The 15,447-nt window shown below is 63.3% G+C and carries 11 protein-coding genes and 1 tRNA gene; 6 read left to right on the forward strand and 6 right to left on the reverse strand.

The window, feature by feature from the left end; genetic code table 11:
* Positions 1-100 precede the first annotated feature (100 nt).
* Together RFM68_RS27260 and cpdR are read right to left on the reverse strand one after the other, a co-directional pair.
* Positions 101-175, reverse strand: a tRNA-Val gene (locus RFM68_RS27260).
* Between the two features lie 115 nt (positions 176-290).
* Positions 291-653 (reverse strand): cell cycle two-component system response regulator CpdR, encoded by a 363-nt coding sequence (cpdR, locus tag RFM68_RS27265; protein ID WP_006199474.1) that lies wholly within the window; start codon positions 651-653, stop codon positions 291-293.
* Positions 654-803: 150 nt separating this feature from the next.
* Between cpdR and RFM68_RS27270 the strand changes: the two genes are divergently transcribed.
* Both RFM68_RS27270 and hisN read left to right on the forward strand, forming a co-directional pair.
* A complete protein-coding gene (locus RFM68_RS27270; RefSeq protein WP_320236104.1) occupies positions 804-1,760 on the forward strand; it encodes an N-formylglutamate amidohydrolase in 957 nt (318 codons plus the stop codon).
* A 282-nt stretch (positions 1,761-2,042) separates the two neighbouring features.
* Positions 2,043-2,816, forward strand: coding sequence for a histidinol-phosphatase (gene hisN, locus RFM68_RS27275; RefSeq protein ID WP_320236106.1), 774 nt, complete (start codon positions 2,043-2,045; stop codon positions 2,814-2,816).
* A 127-nt stretch (positions 2,817-2,943) separates the two neighbouring features.
* On the opposite strand, the gene RFM68_RS27280 is transcribed toward hisN, so the two are convergent.
* Both RFM68_RS27280 and RFM68_RS27285 read right to left on the reverse strand, forming a co-directional pair.
* Positions 2,944-3,402 (reverse strand): styrene oxide isomerase, encoded by a 459-nt coding sequence (locus RFM68_RS27280; RefSeq protein ID WP_320236107.1) that lies wholly within the window; start codon positions 3,400-3,402, stop codon positions 2,944-2,946.
* Positions 3,403-3,652: 250 nt separating this feature from the next.
* On the reverse strand, positions 3,653-4,609 hold the full coding sequence (locus tag RFM68_RS27285) for an alpha/beta fold hydrolase (RefSeq protein WP_320236109.1): 957 nt from the start codon (positions 4,607-4,609) through the stop codon (positions 3,653-3,655).
* A 456-nt stretch (positions 4,610-5,065) separates the two neighbouring features.
* Between RFM68_RS27285 and RFM68_RS27290 the strand changes: the two genes are divergently transcribed.
* On the forward strand, positions 5,066-5,533 hold the full coding sequence (locus RFM68_RS27290) for an Hsp20 family protein (protein ID WP_320236110.1): 468 nt from the start codon (positions 5,066-5,068) through the stop codon (positions 5,531-5,533).
* Between the two features lie 136 nt (positions 5,534-5,669).
* Positions 5,670-6,422 carry a sulfite exporter TauE/SafE family protein gene (locus tag RFM68_RS27295; protein ID WP_320236111.1) on the forward strand — a complete coding sequence of 251 codons (753 nt, stop codon included), beginning with the start codon at positions 5,670-5,672 and terminating at the stop codon, positions 6,420-6,422.
* 12 nt (positions 6,423-6,434) lie between these two features.
* On the opposite strand, the gene RFM68_RS27300 is transcribed toward RFM68_RS27295, so the two are convergent.
* Positions 6,435-7,328, reverse strand: a complete 894-nt coding sequence (locus RFM68_RS27300) for an MBL fold metallo-hydrolase (RefSeq protein ID WP_320236112.1) — start codon at positions 7,326-7,328, stop codon at positions 6,435-6,437.
* Between the two features lie 25 nt (positions 7,329-7,353).
* Complete coding sequence (locus tag RFM68_RS27305; RefSeq protein WP_320236113.1) at positions 7,354-8,403, reverse strand: threonine aldolase family protein; 1,050 nt, start codon at positions 8,401-8,403, stop codon at positions 7,354-7,356.
* A gap of 489 nt (positions 8,404-8,892) precedes the next feature.
* On the opposite strand from RFM68_RS27305, the gene gltB reads away from it, so the two are divergent.
* Positions 8,893-13,617 carry a glutamate synthase large subunit gene (gltB, locus tag RFM68_RS27310; RefSeq protein ID WP_320236114.1) on the forward strand — a complete coding sequence of 1,575 codons (4,725 nt, stop codon included), beginning with the start codon at positions 8,893-8,895 and terminating at the stop codon, positions 13,615-13,617.
* A gap of 196 nt (positions 13,618-13,813) precedes the next feature.
* On the forward strand, positions 13,814-15,268 hold the full coding sequence (locus RFM68_RS27315) for a glutamate synthase subunit beta (RefSeq protein WP_320236115.1): 1,455 nt from the start codon (positions 13,814-13,816) through the stop codon (positions 15,266-15,268).
* Positions 15,269-15,447 lie beyond the last annotated feature (179 nt).

Genomic DNA, 15,447 nt, shown 5'->3' on the forward strand with positions numbered 1-15,447 from the left:
CAGTTCGAGGCGGCCATCGTCTGTCGATTTCTGGGAGAACGCAACCGAGATTCAAGCGCAGAGCTCTGCGCCAACCGGGTATCTAAAGTTATTGAAAGGATGGTGGGCGTGACAAGGATTGAACTTGTGACCCCTGCAATGTCAATGCAGTGCTCTCCCGCTGAGCTACACGCCCATCCGAAGCCGCGCATACACCATTTTTGATCCGGCGCGTCAATAGCGGGAATGTGGAAAGACGGCTTCCGTTTGTCGCATCGGCGCGGCGCGCGTCGATGGCTGCCGAAGGCGGCTCAGGCCGCCTGCAGCATCTTCTCGACCTCGTTGACGAGATCGCGCAGATGGAAGGGTTTCGACAGCACCTTGGCGTCCTTCGGGGCCTTGGAATCGGGATTGAGCGCGACGGCGGCAAAGCCGGTGATGAACATCACCTTGAGGTCAGGGTCGATCTCGGTGGCGCGGCGGGCAAGCTCGATGCCATCCATCTCCGGCATGACGATGTCGGTCAGGAGCAGCGAGAAAGGCTCCTCGCGCAGCCGTTCATAGGCGCTGGCGCCATTGTCGAAATCGCTCACCTGATAGCCGGCGCGTTCGAGCGCCTTGACGAGGAAGCGGCGCATATCGTCATCGTCTTCCGCCAAGAGAATGCGTGCCATCATGTCCCGTCCGAATCACCCGCCCCAAGCCTGCCGCCGGGCAAAGCCGTTAACCATCCTGTATATGAGGATGTGTCGGTAAACATCAAGTGAATGAAGGGCATTCCACATCCGGTTCAAGGTCAAGTTTCGCCGCCTGAAATGCTGGACATGCCGCACGCAAGGTGGCAAGTTTTGCGTCATGATGCAGTGCTGTTTCCTGGTTCGTGCAAATTGAAAACGGCAGCCGAGGATTTTTCGGTCGTTCCACCCTTCGAAATCCGATCGGGCGCCGAACAGCGCGTCCCTTTCCTCTTCAATTCACCGCATAGCGGCCGCTACTATCCGGAGCGCTTCCTGGCCATGGCGCGGCTCGACCGCAATGCCATCCGCCGGTCGGAAGACTGCTATGTCGAGGAGCTTTTCGGCGGCGCCGTGCCGCTCGGCGCGCCGCTGCTGGCGGCCAATTTTCCGCGCGCCTATCTCGACGTCAACCGCGAGCCCTGGGAACTCGATCCGCGCATGTTCGCGGAGCCGGTTCCGTCCTTCTGCAACATCCGCTCGGCGCGTGTCGCGGGCGGGCTGGGCACGGTGCCGAAGCTGGTCGGCGAGGGGCTCGACATCTATCCCGGACGGCTGCCGCTGGCCGAGGCGGTGGGGCGCATCGAAGCGGTGTACAAGCCTTACCATGAGACGCTGAAGCGGCTCTTGACCAGGACGCATGCCAGGTTCGGCTATGCCGTGCTGATCGACTGCCACTCGATGCCGGCCAGCATCCGCGTCGGCGACAATGGCGTGCGGCCCGACTTCATCATCGGCGACCGGTTCGGCATTTCGGCCTCGCCGGCGCTCACCGAAATGGCGATCAGCCTGCTTGTCGGCATGGGCTATACGGTCGCGCACAACAAGCCCTATGCCGGCGGGTTCATCACCGAGCATTACGGCCGGCCGGCGCGGCATCTGCATGCGCTGCAGATCGAGGTCAATCGCGGGCTTTACATGGATGAGCGGACGTTCCAGAAATCAGCCGGCTTCGACGCTTTGGCCGACGACCTGACCCGCTTCTCGGCCGACCTGATGTCGATGCCCGACCATCATTTCGTCGATTTGCCGCTCGCGGCGGAATGACCGTAAAAAAAGACCGCATCGTTTTCACGACACGGTCGAAGTCTAGGGAGGAAACGCCCAAGGAGGGCATGGACAGGATAACCTGTCCGATGACAAAATTATTGTGCGGCGCACAAATGTCAATCGACATCAGGCTTTTTTAATTCAATATGATGTGGAAACTCCGCTTCGGCGGCTCAAATGTGGCATTCGGGCAACAGAAAGCAGGCGCCTGACCGATCTTCACCGCGCCTGTTCTGCGAGAAAGAGCGGCCGGCAAGGGCCGCAAATGGGGAGAGCGACTTGGATATCAGCCTCGATTTCATGCGGCGCATCGCGCATGCCGCCGCCGCGGAAACCTTGCCGCGCTTTCGCAGCCAGGGAGCAGTCACCAACAAGCTGGCGGGGAGCTTCGATCCCGTAACGGAGGCCGATCGCGAGGCCGAGCGCGTGATCCGGGCGCTGATATCCGCCGAATATCCCGACCACGGCATCCTTGGCGAAGAGCATGGCAGCGAAAATATCACCAGCCGGCATGTCTGGGTGATCGATCCGATCGACGGCACCCGCGCCTTCATTTCCGGCGTCCCGGTCTGGGGAACGCTGGTCGGGCTGACTATCGATGGCGACGCGGTCGCCGGCATGATGTCGCAACCTTTCACCGGCGAGCTGTTTTATGCCAACGCGTCCGGTTCGCACTACGAAGGACCGGGCGGCCCGCGCAGGCTCGCGACCCGCAAGACGACCGAGCTCGCGCAAGCGACGCTGTTCACAACCACGCCTGCCTTGTTCGAGGGCAATGCGCGCAAGCGCTACGATGAGTTCGAGACAAAGGTCCAGCTCGCCCGCTACGGCACCGACTGCTACGCCTTCGCCATGCTGGCGGCGGGCAGCGTCGATATCGTCGCCGATCCGGGTTTGAAGCCCTACGACATCGTCGCGCTGATCCCGATCATCGAGAAGGCCGGCGGCGTCATCACCACTTTCGAAGGCGGGCCGGCGGAGAAGGGCGGCGACATTCTGGCGGCGGCAACGCCTGAGCTGCATGCGGCGGCGAAGGCTGCGCTGCGCGGCTGAGCATCCGGCACGCATCAGCGTCGGTTCAGGCAGTGCGCGGCGGAAAACCGGAGAGCGGATGGAATCGCCTATTTGTTTTGATGCATGTCGTTATCCCAAAACCGCTGCGCACTTTTGGCGACATGCATCAGCTGTCGGCGGGCCGGGCGTCCGTGAGACGCAGGCCCCACAAAATGAGCGCGAAAGCCGTGAGGCCGGTCGGCGCGGACGAATACCCCACGACCTTGATCACGGCTTCCTGAAAGGCGCTCCCACGGAAGGCCCCGGCCGCCAAAGGCATTGTCTCATTGCCGGCCCCCCAGGCGCTGGCGATCACGTAGGCCGCCAGGATCGCCAAAGCCGAATAGATCAGGAGCCAGAACGCAACCCGCGACGTCGCTGCGCCGAGATTGAGCCTTGGCCACGCGAGACCCAGCGCCAGCATGAGAACGCCCTGAAGGCCGCTCAGCGTGTGCGCGGAAAGTCCGAGCCGCGGTGCGGCGAGGAACGGTATTGCGAAGCCTTCGAATGACGAAAACAAAAGCAGGGCGACGCCAATCTGCAGCAGGCGATGCCCCTGACGTGACAGCGTGTTCGATACGTTCATGGCCGTTTCTCCCGACCTCTGTCGACTGGCCTGTGTCCCCTTGGGCAACAACTAGCGCTCGACACCCGAACGGGAATAAGGCGTAGACCTGCGCTGATCAGGGCACCCGCTCAGGCTTGTTGGCGGGCGTTTGCGCGCTCTCCACGCGATATTGCAGGCAGGCCGGTCCCTTCCAAGAAGCCAACCGGGGTTGTGCGGCTCGCTTGGAAGCGATGACGTGGCCTGCAAAACCGGTCCGCAGGCGAAGCGGTCAAACGGCGTCGCCGGTGCCGGGAATGAAGGCATCGAAAGCTGCCAGAAGCTGTTCGCGGTAGATGTCCTTCTCCTGCAGGAGCTCGTGTTCCGCGCCGTCGATCATCAACAGCGAGCCGACGCGCAGCCGCCGGGCATGGGCTTCCACCGCCCTGGTCGAGACCACGCGGTCGGCGCCGGCGGCGACGATCAGCATCGGCACCTGGATCCTCGCCATGAAGCCGGGATCGCTGACGGCGTCCGCCGCCTCGGCGGCGGCTTTCAGCCAGCGGATGGTCGGACCGCCGAGCGCGAGCTGCGGCCAGGCCTCGTAGATTGCGACATTGCGCCGGTAGCGCTCGGGATCCGAGGTCACCTTGTTTGCCTCGAAAGGCGGCGGCAATTTCGGCCGTGGACCCAAGGCGGCATAGAGCCGGCCGAGCCCCAGCGCGCAGAAGACCGCGCAGACGCGCCGGACCGTGCTTGTCGAAACCGGCAGATCGGGTACGGCCAGGAAGGGTGTGAGCAGCACCATGCGCCGCACCCGGTTGACCATCGACGGCGAGGCTAGCAGCGCAATCACGGCTCCTGTCGAATGGGCGAGGATGTAGTAGGGGCCGCGGCAGTCGGGCAGCACGATCTCCTCGAAGAATTGCTCGAGGTCGCGCGCATAGTCGCGGAAGCTGCGGACATAGCCGCGCTGGGGGTCGCGCAGCAGGCGGCTGGAATCGCCCTGGCCGCGCCAGTCGAGAACAGCGACTGCGAAGCCGCGATCGGCAAGGTTGCGGATGGTCTCGAAATATTTCTCGATGCACTCGTTGCGGCCGGTGAGCAGCACCACCGTGCCTTGCAGGGGGCGCGCGACAGCGGCAAAAACGCCGTAACGGATCTTCTTACCGTCGCGCGTGGTGAAGAAGCCGCCTGTCGCGTTCTGCGGCGCTGGATTCCCGTCAGTGTGATGGAAAAGATCCGTCATTCGGCACGTCGTTGGTGGTTCCTGGCCCGGAGGCGTCGGCAAGGTGATAGACGGGCAAGCGGGAAAAGCAAAGTGTTGCGAGGATTTACGCGGCCAGGGGATAGGTAAGGCCGGAAGTGCCTGCGGCGCTCTTCCGGCCTCTGTCGATCCGGGAGGAAGGGACGTTGCACCCCGGTTCGGCCTCGACGCGGCGCGGGAAAAAAGAGGCGCCGCTTGTCTGTTATCCTGGCCAAAGCCTAATGCGGCATGGCTGAACGGATGCCGAAGCCCCGGTTCATCTGCCGTTCATCAACATGGCGGTTTTGTGCCGGTCAAAGACCTTGAAATGGGTTTTTCCACTTCCCAAATGAGAGTTGCGGCCGCCGATTGTCGGGGTCGCTGGCCTATCCGGAACGCCTTTCGAGGGTTTCGTACCGGGTCACACGCAAACCATGTTGCTCAACAGGAGAACACCTCATGCGTCACGTTGATTTTTCCCCGCTTTATCGTTCGACCGTCGGCTTCGACCGGCTGTTCACCATGCTCGACTCGCTCGGCCAGCCCGAGACCGCGCAGACCTACCCGCCCTATAACATCGAGCGCACCGGCGAGAACGCCTACCGCATCTCGATGGCCGTTGCCGGTTTCTCGGAAGACGAGATTTCGATCGAAGCCCACCGCAACGTGCTGACCGTCAAGGGCGAGCGCAAGGAAGAGAACGACGGCGAGGGTTCGGAGCTGCTTTATCGCGGCATCGCCTCGCGGTCCTTCGAGCGTCGCTTCCAGATGGCCGACCATGTCGAGGTGGAAGGCGCCACGCTGAAGAACGGCCTGCTCTTCGTCGATCTCACGCGCAACATTCCCGAGGAACTGAAGCCGCGCAAGATCGCGATTACCCAGTCTTCGGACAAGGCCAAGCAGATCGAAGCCAAGGCCGCCGCGTAATCCGCGAGCTCCATTATAGACCAAGTCTCCCTCCCGAGACGAAAGCGGCGCCGAAAGGCGCCGCTTTTTCGTCGTGCCATCGGCAAGCGGCCTTTCTGGCTCTTTTGAAGCGCGCACTCGCGGGTCATGAAGGGCGATGTCCGATTTCTCCCTGGCGCTGACAGCCACCGTCGCAATCACCTTCCTGCTGGCCGGAACCGTCAAGGGCGTGACCGGCATGGGCCTGCCGACGTTGGCCATGGGATTGCTGGGCACCATCATGCCGCCGGTGACCGCGGCATCGCTGCTCATCGTGCCGTCCTTCGTCACCAATGTCTGGCAGCTTTTCGCCGGTCCGAGCTTCTCGGTGATCCTGCGCCGGCTCTGGCTGATGATGGCCGGCATTCTCGCGGGCACGATCGTCGGCGCCCGGCTGCTCGCCAGCGGCAATGTCAAATGGACGACCGCCGGCCTCGGCGCGGCATTGATCGTCTATGCCGCCTACAGCCTTTTGGCGCGGCAACCGACGGTGCCGGCACGCGCCGAGCGCTGGTCGTCGCCGGTCGTGGGCTTCCTCACCGGCCTGGTCACCGGCGGCACCGGCGTCTTCGTGGTGCCTGCCGTGCCTTACATCCAGGCGCTGGGCTTGAGCCGGGACGATCTCATCCAGGCGCTCGGTCTCTCCTTCACCGTGTCGACGATCGCGTTGGCTCTGGGGCTCGCCTCGCATGGCGCCTTCGACGCCGGACATCTGGCGATGTCCGCGCTTGCCATGCTGCCGGCCTTGCTCGGCATGTGGCTGGGGCAAATCCTGCGCCAGAAGATCAGTCCGGCGACTTTTCGCCGCTGGTTTCTGATCTTCCTGATCCTGCTCGGCGTCGAGCTGCTGATGCGGCCTCTCCTCGCCTAGCTGTAAGACACCTTATTGGCCATTTGCCGCGATCACTGCCTCGACATTCTGCCGGTGAACGGTTTCGTACGGCGCGAAGTACTCAACTGCGGTCGTGGCAAACATCTCAGCGCCGAAGGTCCTCAGATCCTGCTTCGCCAAGTCGGGGTCTTGCCGGCAGGCAAGCAGTTTTCGAACATAGGCCTGCGTCGCGGCGATGAGGCTTCGGTCATAGCCACCTGCCTCTATGGCTTGCACAGAACCGTGGTTGGGCAGGATGCGATCGAAATGCCAGCCGGCCATGCGCTCGAGGTCGATCAAATGTTCGCCAAGGCGTTCCGGTTCTGAAACATAGGTGATCGAATCTTCCAGCGTGTCGCCGGCCAGGAGCAGCCCGGCATCGGGCATCAGCAGCACCGTGCCGTCATGGCTGTGGATTTCGACCTGACGCAGTTCGATCGGGATCGTTCCCACCGCCAGGCTGAGGCTGTTCTCGAACGTCCTGTTGGGCAGCACGAGCGGTTTGATCGGCGGGTTGCCGCCCTCGATGTCGGCCCGGCCGCGCTCAAGCGCCGAGGCGGTGAGGGTGTTGGCGATGATCTCGCAATCCTCGAACGCCTCGTTGCCGGCAATATGATCGTCATGCCAGTGGCTGAGCACGACGCGTATCGAGGTTACGCCCATCTCTTCGAGCGTCCGCCGGATGAAGCGGGCATGCGGCAGGGATATGTGCGTGTCATAGACGAGCGCCTGCGATCCATCGACGATCGCATAGGTGCAGACGCCAAGTGTATAGGCGCCGTCGTCGAGCCAATTCGGCTCGTCCGACCAGATGCGAACGCCTTCGACGCGGCCGTCGTAGAAGCCGAGCACGTTCGGTGCCGGACGAACCAGCCGCATCGTTGAGCCGAGGGGTGGTTTGGTCATCTGGCTGCTCTCGGCCGTACCAAGCTCAGCCAAGCAAGTGACCGAGACGGCCGATCTCTTCCGTCGTGGTCGCGAAGCTGGCGACGAAGCGATAGATCGCTTCATTGTCACCGAGGTGTCCGTCGAAGCCCTGCGGCACGCCCCATTCGTAGAATTTGGCGCCGGCCACCTGGAGCTTTTCGGCCGTGGAGCGGGTGAGGATGGCGAACACCTCATTGGCCTGCGGCAGCCAGGCAAGCTTGCCGGCCGGCGCATCCTCGATCGTCTCGGCCAGATGCGCGGCCATCGCATTGGCGTGCCCGGCCATCCGCAGCCACAGATCGTCGGTGAAATACGCCTCGAACTGGGCCGAGATGAAGCGGGCCTTGGAAAAAGTCTGCCCGGCGCGCTGGCGCAGCAGCCGCAGGTCCTTGCCGACGTCCGGATTGAGGATGACGACCGCGTCGGCCATCCAGCAGCCGTTCTTGGTGCCGCCGAAGGAGATGAGGTCGACGCCGCTCTTCCAGGTCATTTCAGCGGGGCTGACGCCTGTCGCCGCAATCGCATTGGCGAAGCGCGCGCCGTCCATATGCAGCGGCAGCTTGTGGCTGCGGCTAACCTCGGCGATCGCCTTGACGTCATCGACGCCATAGACCGTGCCGACCTCGGTCGCCTGGGTGACGCTGACTGCCATCGGCTGACCGGCCGGGGCCAGATCCTGCGAATAGCGCTTTATAGCCCGGTCGAGAGCTTCCGGGTTCATGCGCCCCAGCGGTCCGGGAACCGGCGCCATGCGCGCGCCGCCGGTATAGAAACCGGCAGCACCGAACTCGTCGACATTCATATGCGCTTCGGAATGGCAAAGCGCGATGCCGCCAATGCGATTCAACGCCGCCATCGAAAGCGCGTTGGCCGCGGTGCCGGTGGCGACGAAGAAGACCTGGACTTCGCGCTCGAAGATTTCACTGAAGCGACGATAGACGGCGCGGTCCAGATCGCCGTCGCCATAGGCGGTGGCTGTACCGGCGGCATGGCGGGAGAGGTTGGCCGAAATGTCGGGATGCACGCCCGCCCAGTTGTCGGATGCAAAGAACATCGAGTGGCCCATATCGTGATTGGCAAAAGCGGCGCGACTTGACCGCTTCGTCAAGCGAAGCGCAAGGGCCAATCGGTGGCAAAGCGGTAAAGCCAGCCACACCTCCAAACGGCGCGGACCAAACCTTGCGTTTCTGGCATTCGTCACGAAATTTTGTGTCGCGGCGGTGCCAAGATTTTTGTGAATCGGTCTTGTGTGGCTGCCAGATTTCTGGCATAAAAAATTTAGGACAGTAGTGCTGTCTTATTTTGTCGCACAAAACAGGCTGGACTGGCGTATCATCAATGCCATTCCGGCCATTGTCGCGAGCGGCGGGTAGACGGCCCGGCTCTGACCTGTACGATACCGGATGCGAACCGGGCGTATAGCCGTATGGTTCGATAGATTTCGCGAGACGTGCAGCAGGATCAAGGGGAAGCATTGTGCTTCCCAAGGCAAACCAGCGCCCTGAAACAGTCAGGGCCAAGGTGGAGAACGGAGGATAGGACGATGACGGAACTGACGCCATCTGCGATCAACGGCCAGGCCGCGCAGACGAAAGCGGCAGCCGTTAAACGTCCAACCCGTACCACGGCCAGCGGCATGACCGCGCAGGGCCTCTACGATCCGCGCAACGAGCATGACGCCTGCGGCGTCGGCTTCATCGCCAACATGAAGGGCGTGAAGTCGCACCGGATCGTCGAGGACGGTCTGGCGATGCTGGAGAACCTCACCCATCGCGGCGCCGTCGGCGCCGACCCGCTGGTCGGCGACGGCGCCGGCGTGCTGGTGCAGATCCCGGACGGATTTTTCCGTGAGGAAATGGCGGCCAAGGGTGTCGAGCTGCCGCCGGCCGGCCAATATGGCGTCGGCCACTGGTTCATGCCCCAGGACGCAGCCCTTCGCGCCCATATCGAAGAGATCATCGCCGAATCGGCGCAGTCGGAAGGGTTGCCGCTCATCGGCTTCCGCGACGTGCCGGTCGACAATTCGTCATTGTCGAAGGCCCCGGATATCGTCGCGTCGGAGCCGTTTCATCGCCAGGTGTTCATCGGTCGCACGCCGGACATCACCGACGACGAGGAATATGAGGCGAGGCTCTATCTGCTGCGCAAGGTGATCTCGGGCCGCATCTACGCCGAGAACGACAACAAGGACATCGGTTCCTATTGCGTGTCGCTGTCGGCGCGCACCATCGTCTACAAGGGCATGTTCCTGGCCTACCAGGTCGGTGCCTACTACAAGGACCTCAACGACCCGCGCTTCGAAACGGCGCTGATCCTTGTCCACCAGCGCTTCTCGACCAACACCTTCCCGTCGTGGAAGCTGGCCCATCCCTATCGCATGGTCGCGCATAATGGCGAGATCAACACGGTGCGCGGCAACAACAACTGGATGGCGGCGCGCCAGGCCTCGGTCGATTCCGAGCTGTTCGGCAACAACATCTCGAAGCTGTGGCCGATCTCCTATGACGGCCAGTCGGATACCGCGTGCTTCGACAACGCGCTCGAATTCCTGTTCCAGGGCGGTTACTCGCTCAGCCACGCCATGATGATGCTGATCCCGGAAGCCTGGGCCGGCAACAAGCTCATGGACGCCGACCGCAAGGCTTTCTACGAATACCATGCAGCCCTTATGGAGCCGTGGGACGGCCCGGCGGCGGTGGTCTTCACCGATGGCCGCCAGATCGGTGCCACGCTCGATCGCAACGGCCTGCGCCCGGCGCGCTACATCGTCACCGATGACGACCGCGTCATCATGGCCTCCGAAGCCGGCGTGCTGCCGGTGCCGGAGGAGAAGATCGTGCAGAAGTGGCGGCTGCAGCCCGGCCGCATGCTTCTGATCGACCTTGCCAAGGGCCGCATCGTCTCCGACGAGGAGATCAAATCGGAGATCGCGACCAGGCACCCTTACAAGACCTGGCTCGCCAACACGCAGCTGATCCTGGAAGACCTGAAGCCGGTCGAGCCGCGCGCGCTGCGCAAGGATGTCAGCCTGCTCGATCGCCAGCAGTCCTTCGGCTACACGCAGGAGGACACCAAGCTTTTGATGGCGCCGATGGCGACCACCGGCCAGGAAGCGGTTGGTTCGATGGGCACCGACACGCCGATCTCGGCGATGTCGGACAAGTCGAAGCTGCTCTACACCTATTTCAAGCAGAATTTCGCCCAGGTCACCAACCCGCCGATCGACCCGATCCGCGAGGAACTGGTGATGAGCCTGGTGTCGTTCATCGGGCCGCGGCCGAACATCTTCGATCTCGTCGGCACATCGCGCCGCAAGCGGCTCGAAGTGCGCCAGCCGATCCTGACCAATGGCGATCTGGAGAAGATCCGTTCCATCGGCCATACGGAGGACCGTTTCGACACCAAGACGATCGACATCACCTATGGCTCGAACGAGAATGCTGCCGGCATGCAGGGCGCTATCGACCGGCTCTGCGAGCGGGCGGAGGCGGCGGTCGCCGGCGGCTACAACATCATCATCCTGTCCGACCGCCAGGTCGGACCGGACCGCATCGCCATTCCTTCGCTGCTGGCGACGGCGGCGGTGCACCATCACCTGATCCGCAAGGGCCTGCGCACTTCGGTCGGCCTCGTGGTGGAATCCGGCGAGCCGCGCGAGGTGCACCACTTTTGCTGCCTGGCCGGCTACGGCGCCGAGGCGATCAATCCCTATCTCGCCTTCGACACGCTGCTCGACATGCACAAGCGCGGCGAGCTGCCGGAAGAGGTCGACGAATATGAAGTCGTTTCGCGCTATATCAAGTCGATCGGCAAGGGCATCCTCAAGGTGATGTCCAAGATGGGCATCTCGACCTACCAGTCCTATTGCGGCGCGCAGATATTCGACGCAATCGGGCTGAAGTCGGATTTCGTCGAGAAGTATTTCACCGGCACCGCGACGCTGATCGAAGGCGTCGGCCTGGACGAAATCGCCACCGAAACGCTCAGCCGCCATAGCGATGCCTTCGGCAGCGATCCGGTGCTGCGCAACACCCTCGAGGTCGGCGGCGAATACATGTACCGCATGCGCGGCGAGGCACATATGTGGTCACCCGATGCGGTGGCCAGCCTGCAGCACGCCGTGCGGCAGGGCTCGTGGGACACGTTCAAGGATTATTCGGCGCAGATCGACAGCGCGACCGCACGCGCCCAGACCATCCGCGGCCTGTTCAAGATCAGGCTCGCGGAAGAGACCGGCCGAAAGAAGGTCGCGATCGACGACGTCATGCCGGCGGCCGAGATCGTCAAGCGCTTCTCGACCGGCGCGATGTCGTTCGGCTCGATCTCCAGGGAAGCGCATACGACCTTGGCGCGCGCCATGAACCAGATCGGTGGCAAGTCGAACACCGGCGAGGGCGGCGAAGAGGCCGACCGTTATCTGCCGCTGCCCGGCGGCGGCAAGAACCCGGAACGCTCGGCGATCAAGCAGGTCGCGTCCGGACGCTTCGGTGTGACGGCCGAATATCTGGTCAATTCCGATGTCATGCAGATCAAGGTCGCGCAGGGCGCCAAGCCCGGCGAGGGGGGCCAACTCCCTGGACACAAGGTCGACGCGACCATCGCCAAGGTCAGGCATTCGACGCCCGGCGTCGGCCTGATCTCGCCGCCGCCGCATCACGACATCTATTCCATCGAGGATCTGGCGCAGCTGATCTACGATTTGAAGAACGTCAATCCGGCGGCCGACGTTTCGGTCAAGCTCGTGTCGGAAGTCGGTGTCGGCACTGTCGCGGCAGGCGTCGCCAAGGCGCGTGCGGACCATATCACCATCTCCGGCTATGACGGCGGCACCGGCGCTTCGCCGCTGACCTCGCTCAAGCATGCCGGCAGCCCGTGGGAAATGGGCCTTGCCGAAACGCATCAGACGCTGGTGCTCAACGGCTTGCGCTCCCGCGTGGCGCTGCAGGTCGATGGCGGCCTGCGCACCGGGCGCGACGTCGTCATCGGCGCGCTGCTCGGCGCCGACGAGTTCGGCTTCTCGACCGCGCCGCTGATCGCGGCCGGCTGCATCATGATGCGCAAGTGCCACCTCAATACCTGCCCGGTTGGCGTGGCGACGCAGGACCCGGTGCTGCGCAAGCGCTTCAAGGGCGCGCCCGAGCACGTCATCAACTTCTTTTTCTATGTAGCGGAAGAGGTGCGGGCGCTGCTCGCCGGAATGGGCTTCACCCATCTCGACCAGATCATCGGCGACACCGATCTGCTGGAAAAGCGCGACGTCATCCAGCACTGGAAGGCGCGCGGGCTCGATTTTTCGAAGATGTTCTTCAAGCCGGACGCGCCGCATGAGGCGCTGCACTGGACCGAGCGGCAGAAGCATCCGATCGACGACGTGCTCGATCGCAAACTGATCGAGCTGGCCAAGCCGGCGCTCGAAGCCAAGCAGCCCGTCAGCATCGAAGTGCCGATCCGCAATGTCGACCGGTCCACCGGCGCCATGCTGTCGGGCGAAGTCGCCAAGCGCTTCAAGCACAAGGGGCTGCGCGAGGACACGATCAAGGTGAAGCTCACCGGCACCGCCGGGCAGTCCTTCGCTGCTTTCCTGGCGCGCGGCATCTCGTTCGAGCTGGTCGGCGCCGGCAACGACTATGTCGGCAAGGGCCTGTCGGGCGGCCGCATCGTCATCCGCCCGCCGGAAGAGGCCAAGATCGTTGCTGCCGACTCGATCATTGTCGGCAACACCGTTCTTTACGGCGCGACCGAAGGCGAAGCCTATTTCGCCGGTGTCGCTGGCGAGCGTTTCGCGGTGCGCAATTCCGGCGTTGCCGCCGTCGTCGAAGGCGTCGGCGATCATGGCTGCGAATACATGACCGGCGGCATCGTCGTCGTGCTGGGAAAAACGGGGCGCAACTTCGCGGCCGGCATGTCGGGCGGCGTCGCCTATGTGCTGGACGAGAAGGGCGATTTCGCCGAGCGCTGCAACATGGCGATGGTCGAACTGGAGCCGGTTCCGGAAGAGGACGACCTGATGGAGAAGCTGCTCCATCACGGCGGCGACCTCGATCACAAGGGCCGCGTCGACGTTTCAGGCGACATGACCAGCCATGACGAGGAACGGCTCTACCAGCTGATCTCGAACCACGTGCATTTCACCGGTTCGGTGCGCGGCCGCGAGATACTAGACGATTGGCAGAACTTCCGGCCGAAATTCCGGAAAATCATGCCGGTGGAATACCGCCGCGCGCTGATCGAGATGGAACGCATGCGCATGAGCGTGGCGGCGGAATAGGTTTCGGGTATGGCCGGGGAGATAGTCCTCCGGCCGCCATCCTCACCAACAATCCTGACCCCGAGAGCATGACCCCGAAAAGTGGGAACCGGTTTTCGGAAGGTCATGCTCCAACAAGGCACGGTTGCCACGGCGGCCTTATGGGGTTAACGGGTGCGCCGACAAAAGCGTGCCTTCGGACAGCAGGGACTGGACTATGGGCAAGGTAACAGGCTTTCTCGAGATCGACCGGCAGGTGCACAAGTACCAGCCAGCTTCCGACCGCGTCCGGCATTTCCGCGAATTCACGCTGCCGATGTCGGACAAGGAGGTCGAGAAACAGGCCGCGCGCTGTATGGATTGCGGCATTCCGTTCTGCCACGGACCGACCGGCTGCCCAATCCACAACCAGATCCCGGACTGGAACGACCTCGTCTACAATGGCGATTGGGACAACGCGATCCGCAACCTCCATTCGACCAACAATTTCCCGGAATTCACCGGCCGCATCTGCCCCGCGCCCTGCGAGGAAGCCTGCACGCTGAACCTCGAGGACATTCCGGTCGCCATCAAGACCGTCGAGCAGGCGATTGCCGACAAGGCCTACGAGACGGGCCATATCCGGCCCTATCCACCGGAAAAGAAGACGGGCAAGCGGGTTGCCGTCATCGGCTCCGGGCCGGCCGGCATGGCCGGGGCGCAGCAGCTCGGCCGCGCCGGCCACGACGTGCATGTCTATGAGCGCGAGAGCCGCCCGGGCGGGCTGATGCGCTACGGCATTCCGGACTTCAAGATCGAGAAGCACTATATCGACCGGCGCATCGAGCAGATGCAGGGCGAGGGCGTGACCTTCCATTGCGGCGTCAATGTCGGCGTCGACATGAAGGTCGCCGATCTACTCGAGGAATTCGACGCCGTGCTCTATTGCGGCGGCTCGGAAACGCCGCGTCCGGCCGGCATTCCGGGCAGCGATCTCAGCGGCGTCTACGATGCCATGCCCTATCTGGTGCAGCAGAACCGCCGCGTCGGCGGCGAGCCTATTCAGTCGGTGGCCTGGCCCTCGCACCCGATCATCGCCGGCGGCCAGCATGTCGTCGTTGTCGGCGGCGGCGACACCGCGTCCGACTGCATCGGCACCGCCTTCCGACAGGGCGCGGTGCGCGTGACGCAGCTCGACATCCGTCCGCAGCCGCCGGAGAAGGAAGACAAGCTCGCGGTATGGCCCTACTGGGCGACGAAGATGCGCACATCGTCCTCGCAGGCCGAAGGTGCGGAACGCGAATTCCAGGTGGCGACGCTCGAGTTCATCGGCGAGGAGGGCCAACTCACCGGCGTGCGCTGTTGCGAGGTCGACGACAGGCGCAAGCCGATCGCCGGCAGTGAGTTCGTCATCCGCGCCGACCTCGCTTTCATCGCCATCGGCTTTGCCGGTCCGGCCGGCGACAGCGTGATGAAGGAGCTCGACGGCCAGGTTAAGGTCGTCACCGACAGCCGTCGTTCGCACAATGTCGAGGCGAACGACCGCGACTACAGGACCAGCGTCGACAAGCTCTATGCGGCTGGCGACGTGCGCCGCGGCCAGTCGCTGGTGGTGTGGGCGATCCGCGAGGGCCGCCAGGCGGCGCGCTCGATCGACGAGGCGCTGATGGGATCGACGGTGCTGCCGCGCTGAAGCGGCGATCTGCGGGAGCGATTCGCTGTTTCCATGAAACGGTGAGACGCCCTAAGGCCTGTTTACAGTCATCGGATTGCGAGGAAAGCGGTGACGAGATTAAGGAGTCCGGCGAAGCAAGCATCGGTCTTTTCGTAACGGGTTGCGATGCGTCGGAATGCCTTGAGATGGCAGAAGAA

It is taken from the genome of Mesorhizobium montanum, from assembly GCF_033977145.1.
GTDB classification, from domain to species: domain Bacteria; phylum Pseudomonadota; class Alphaproteobacteria; order Rhizobiales; family Rhizobiaceae; genus Mesorhizobium; species Mesorhizobium montanum.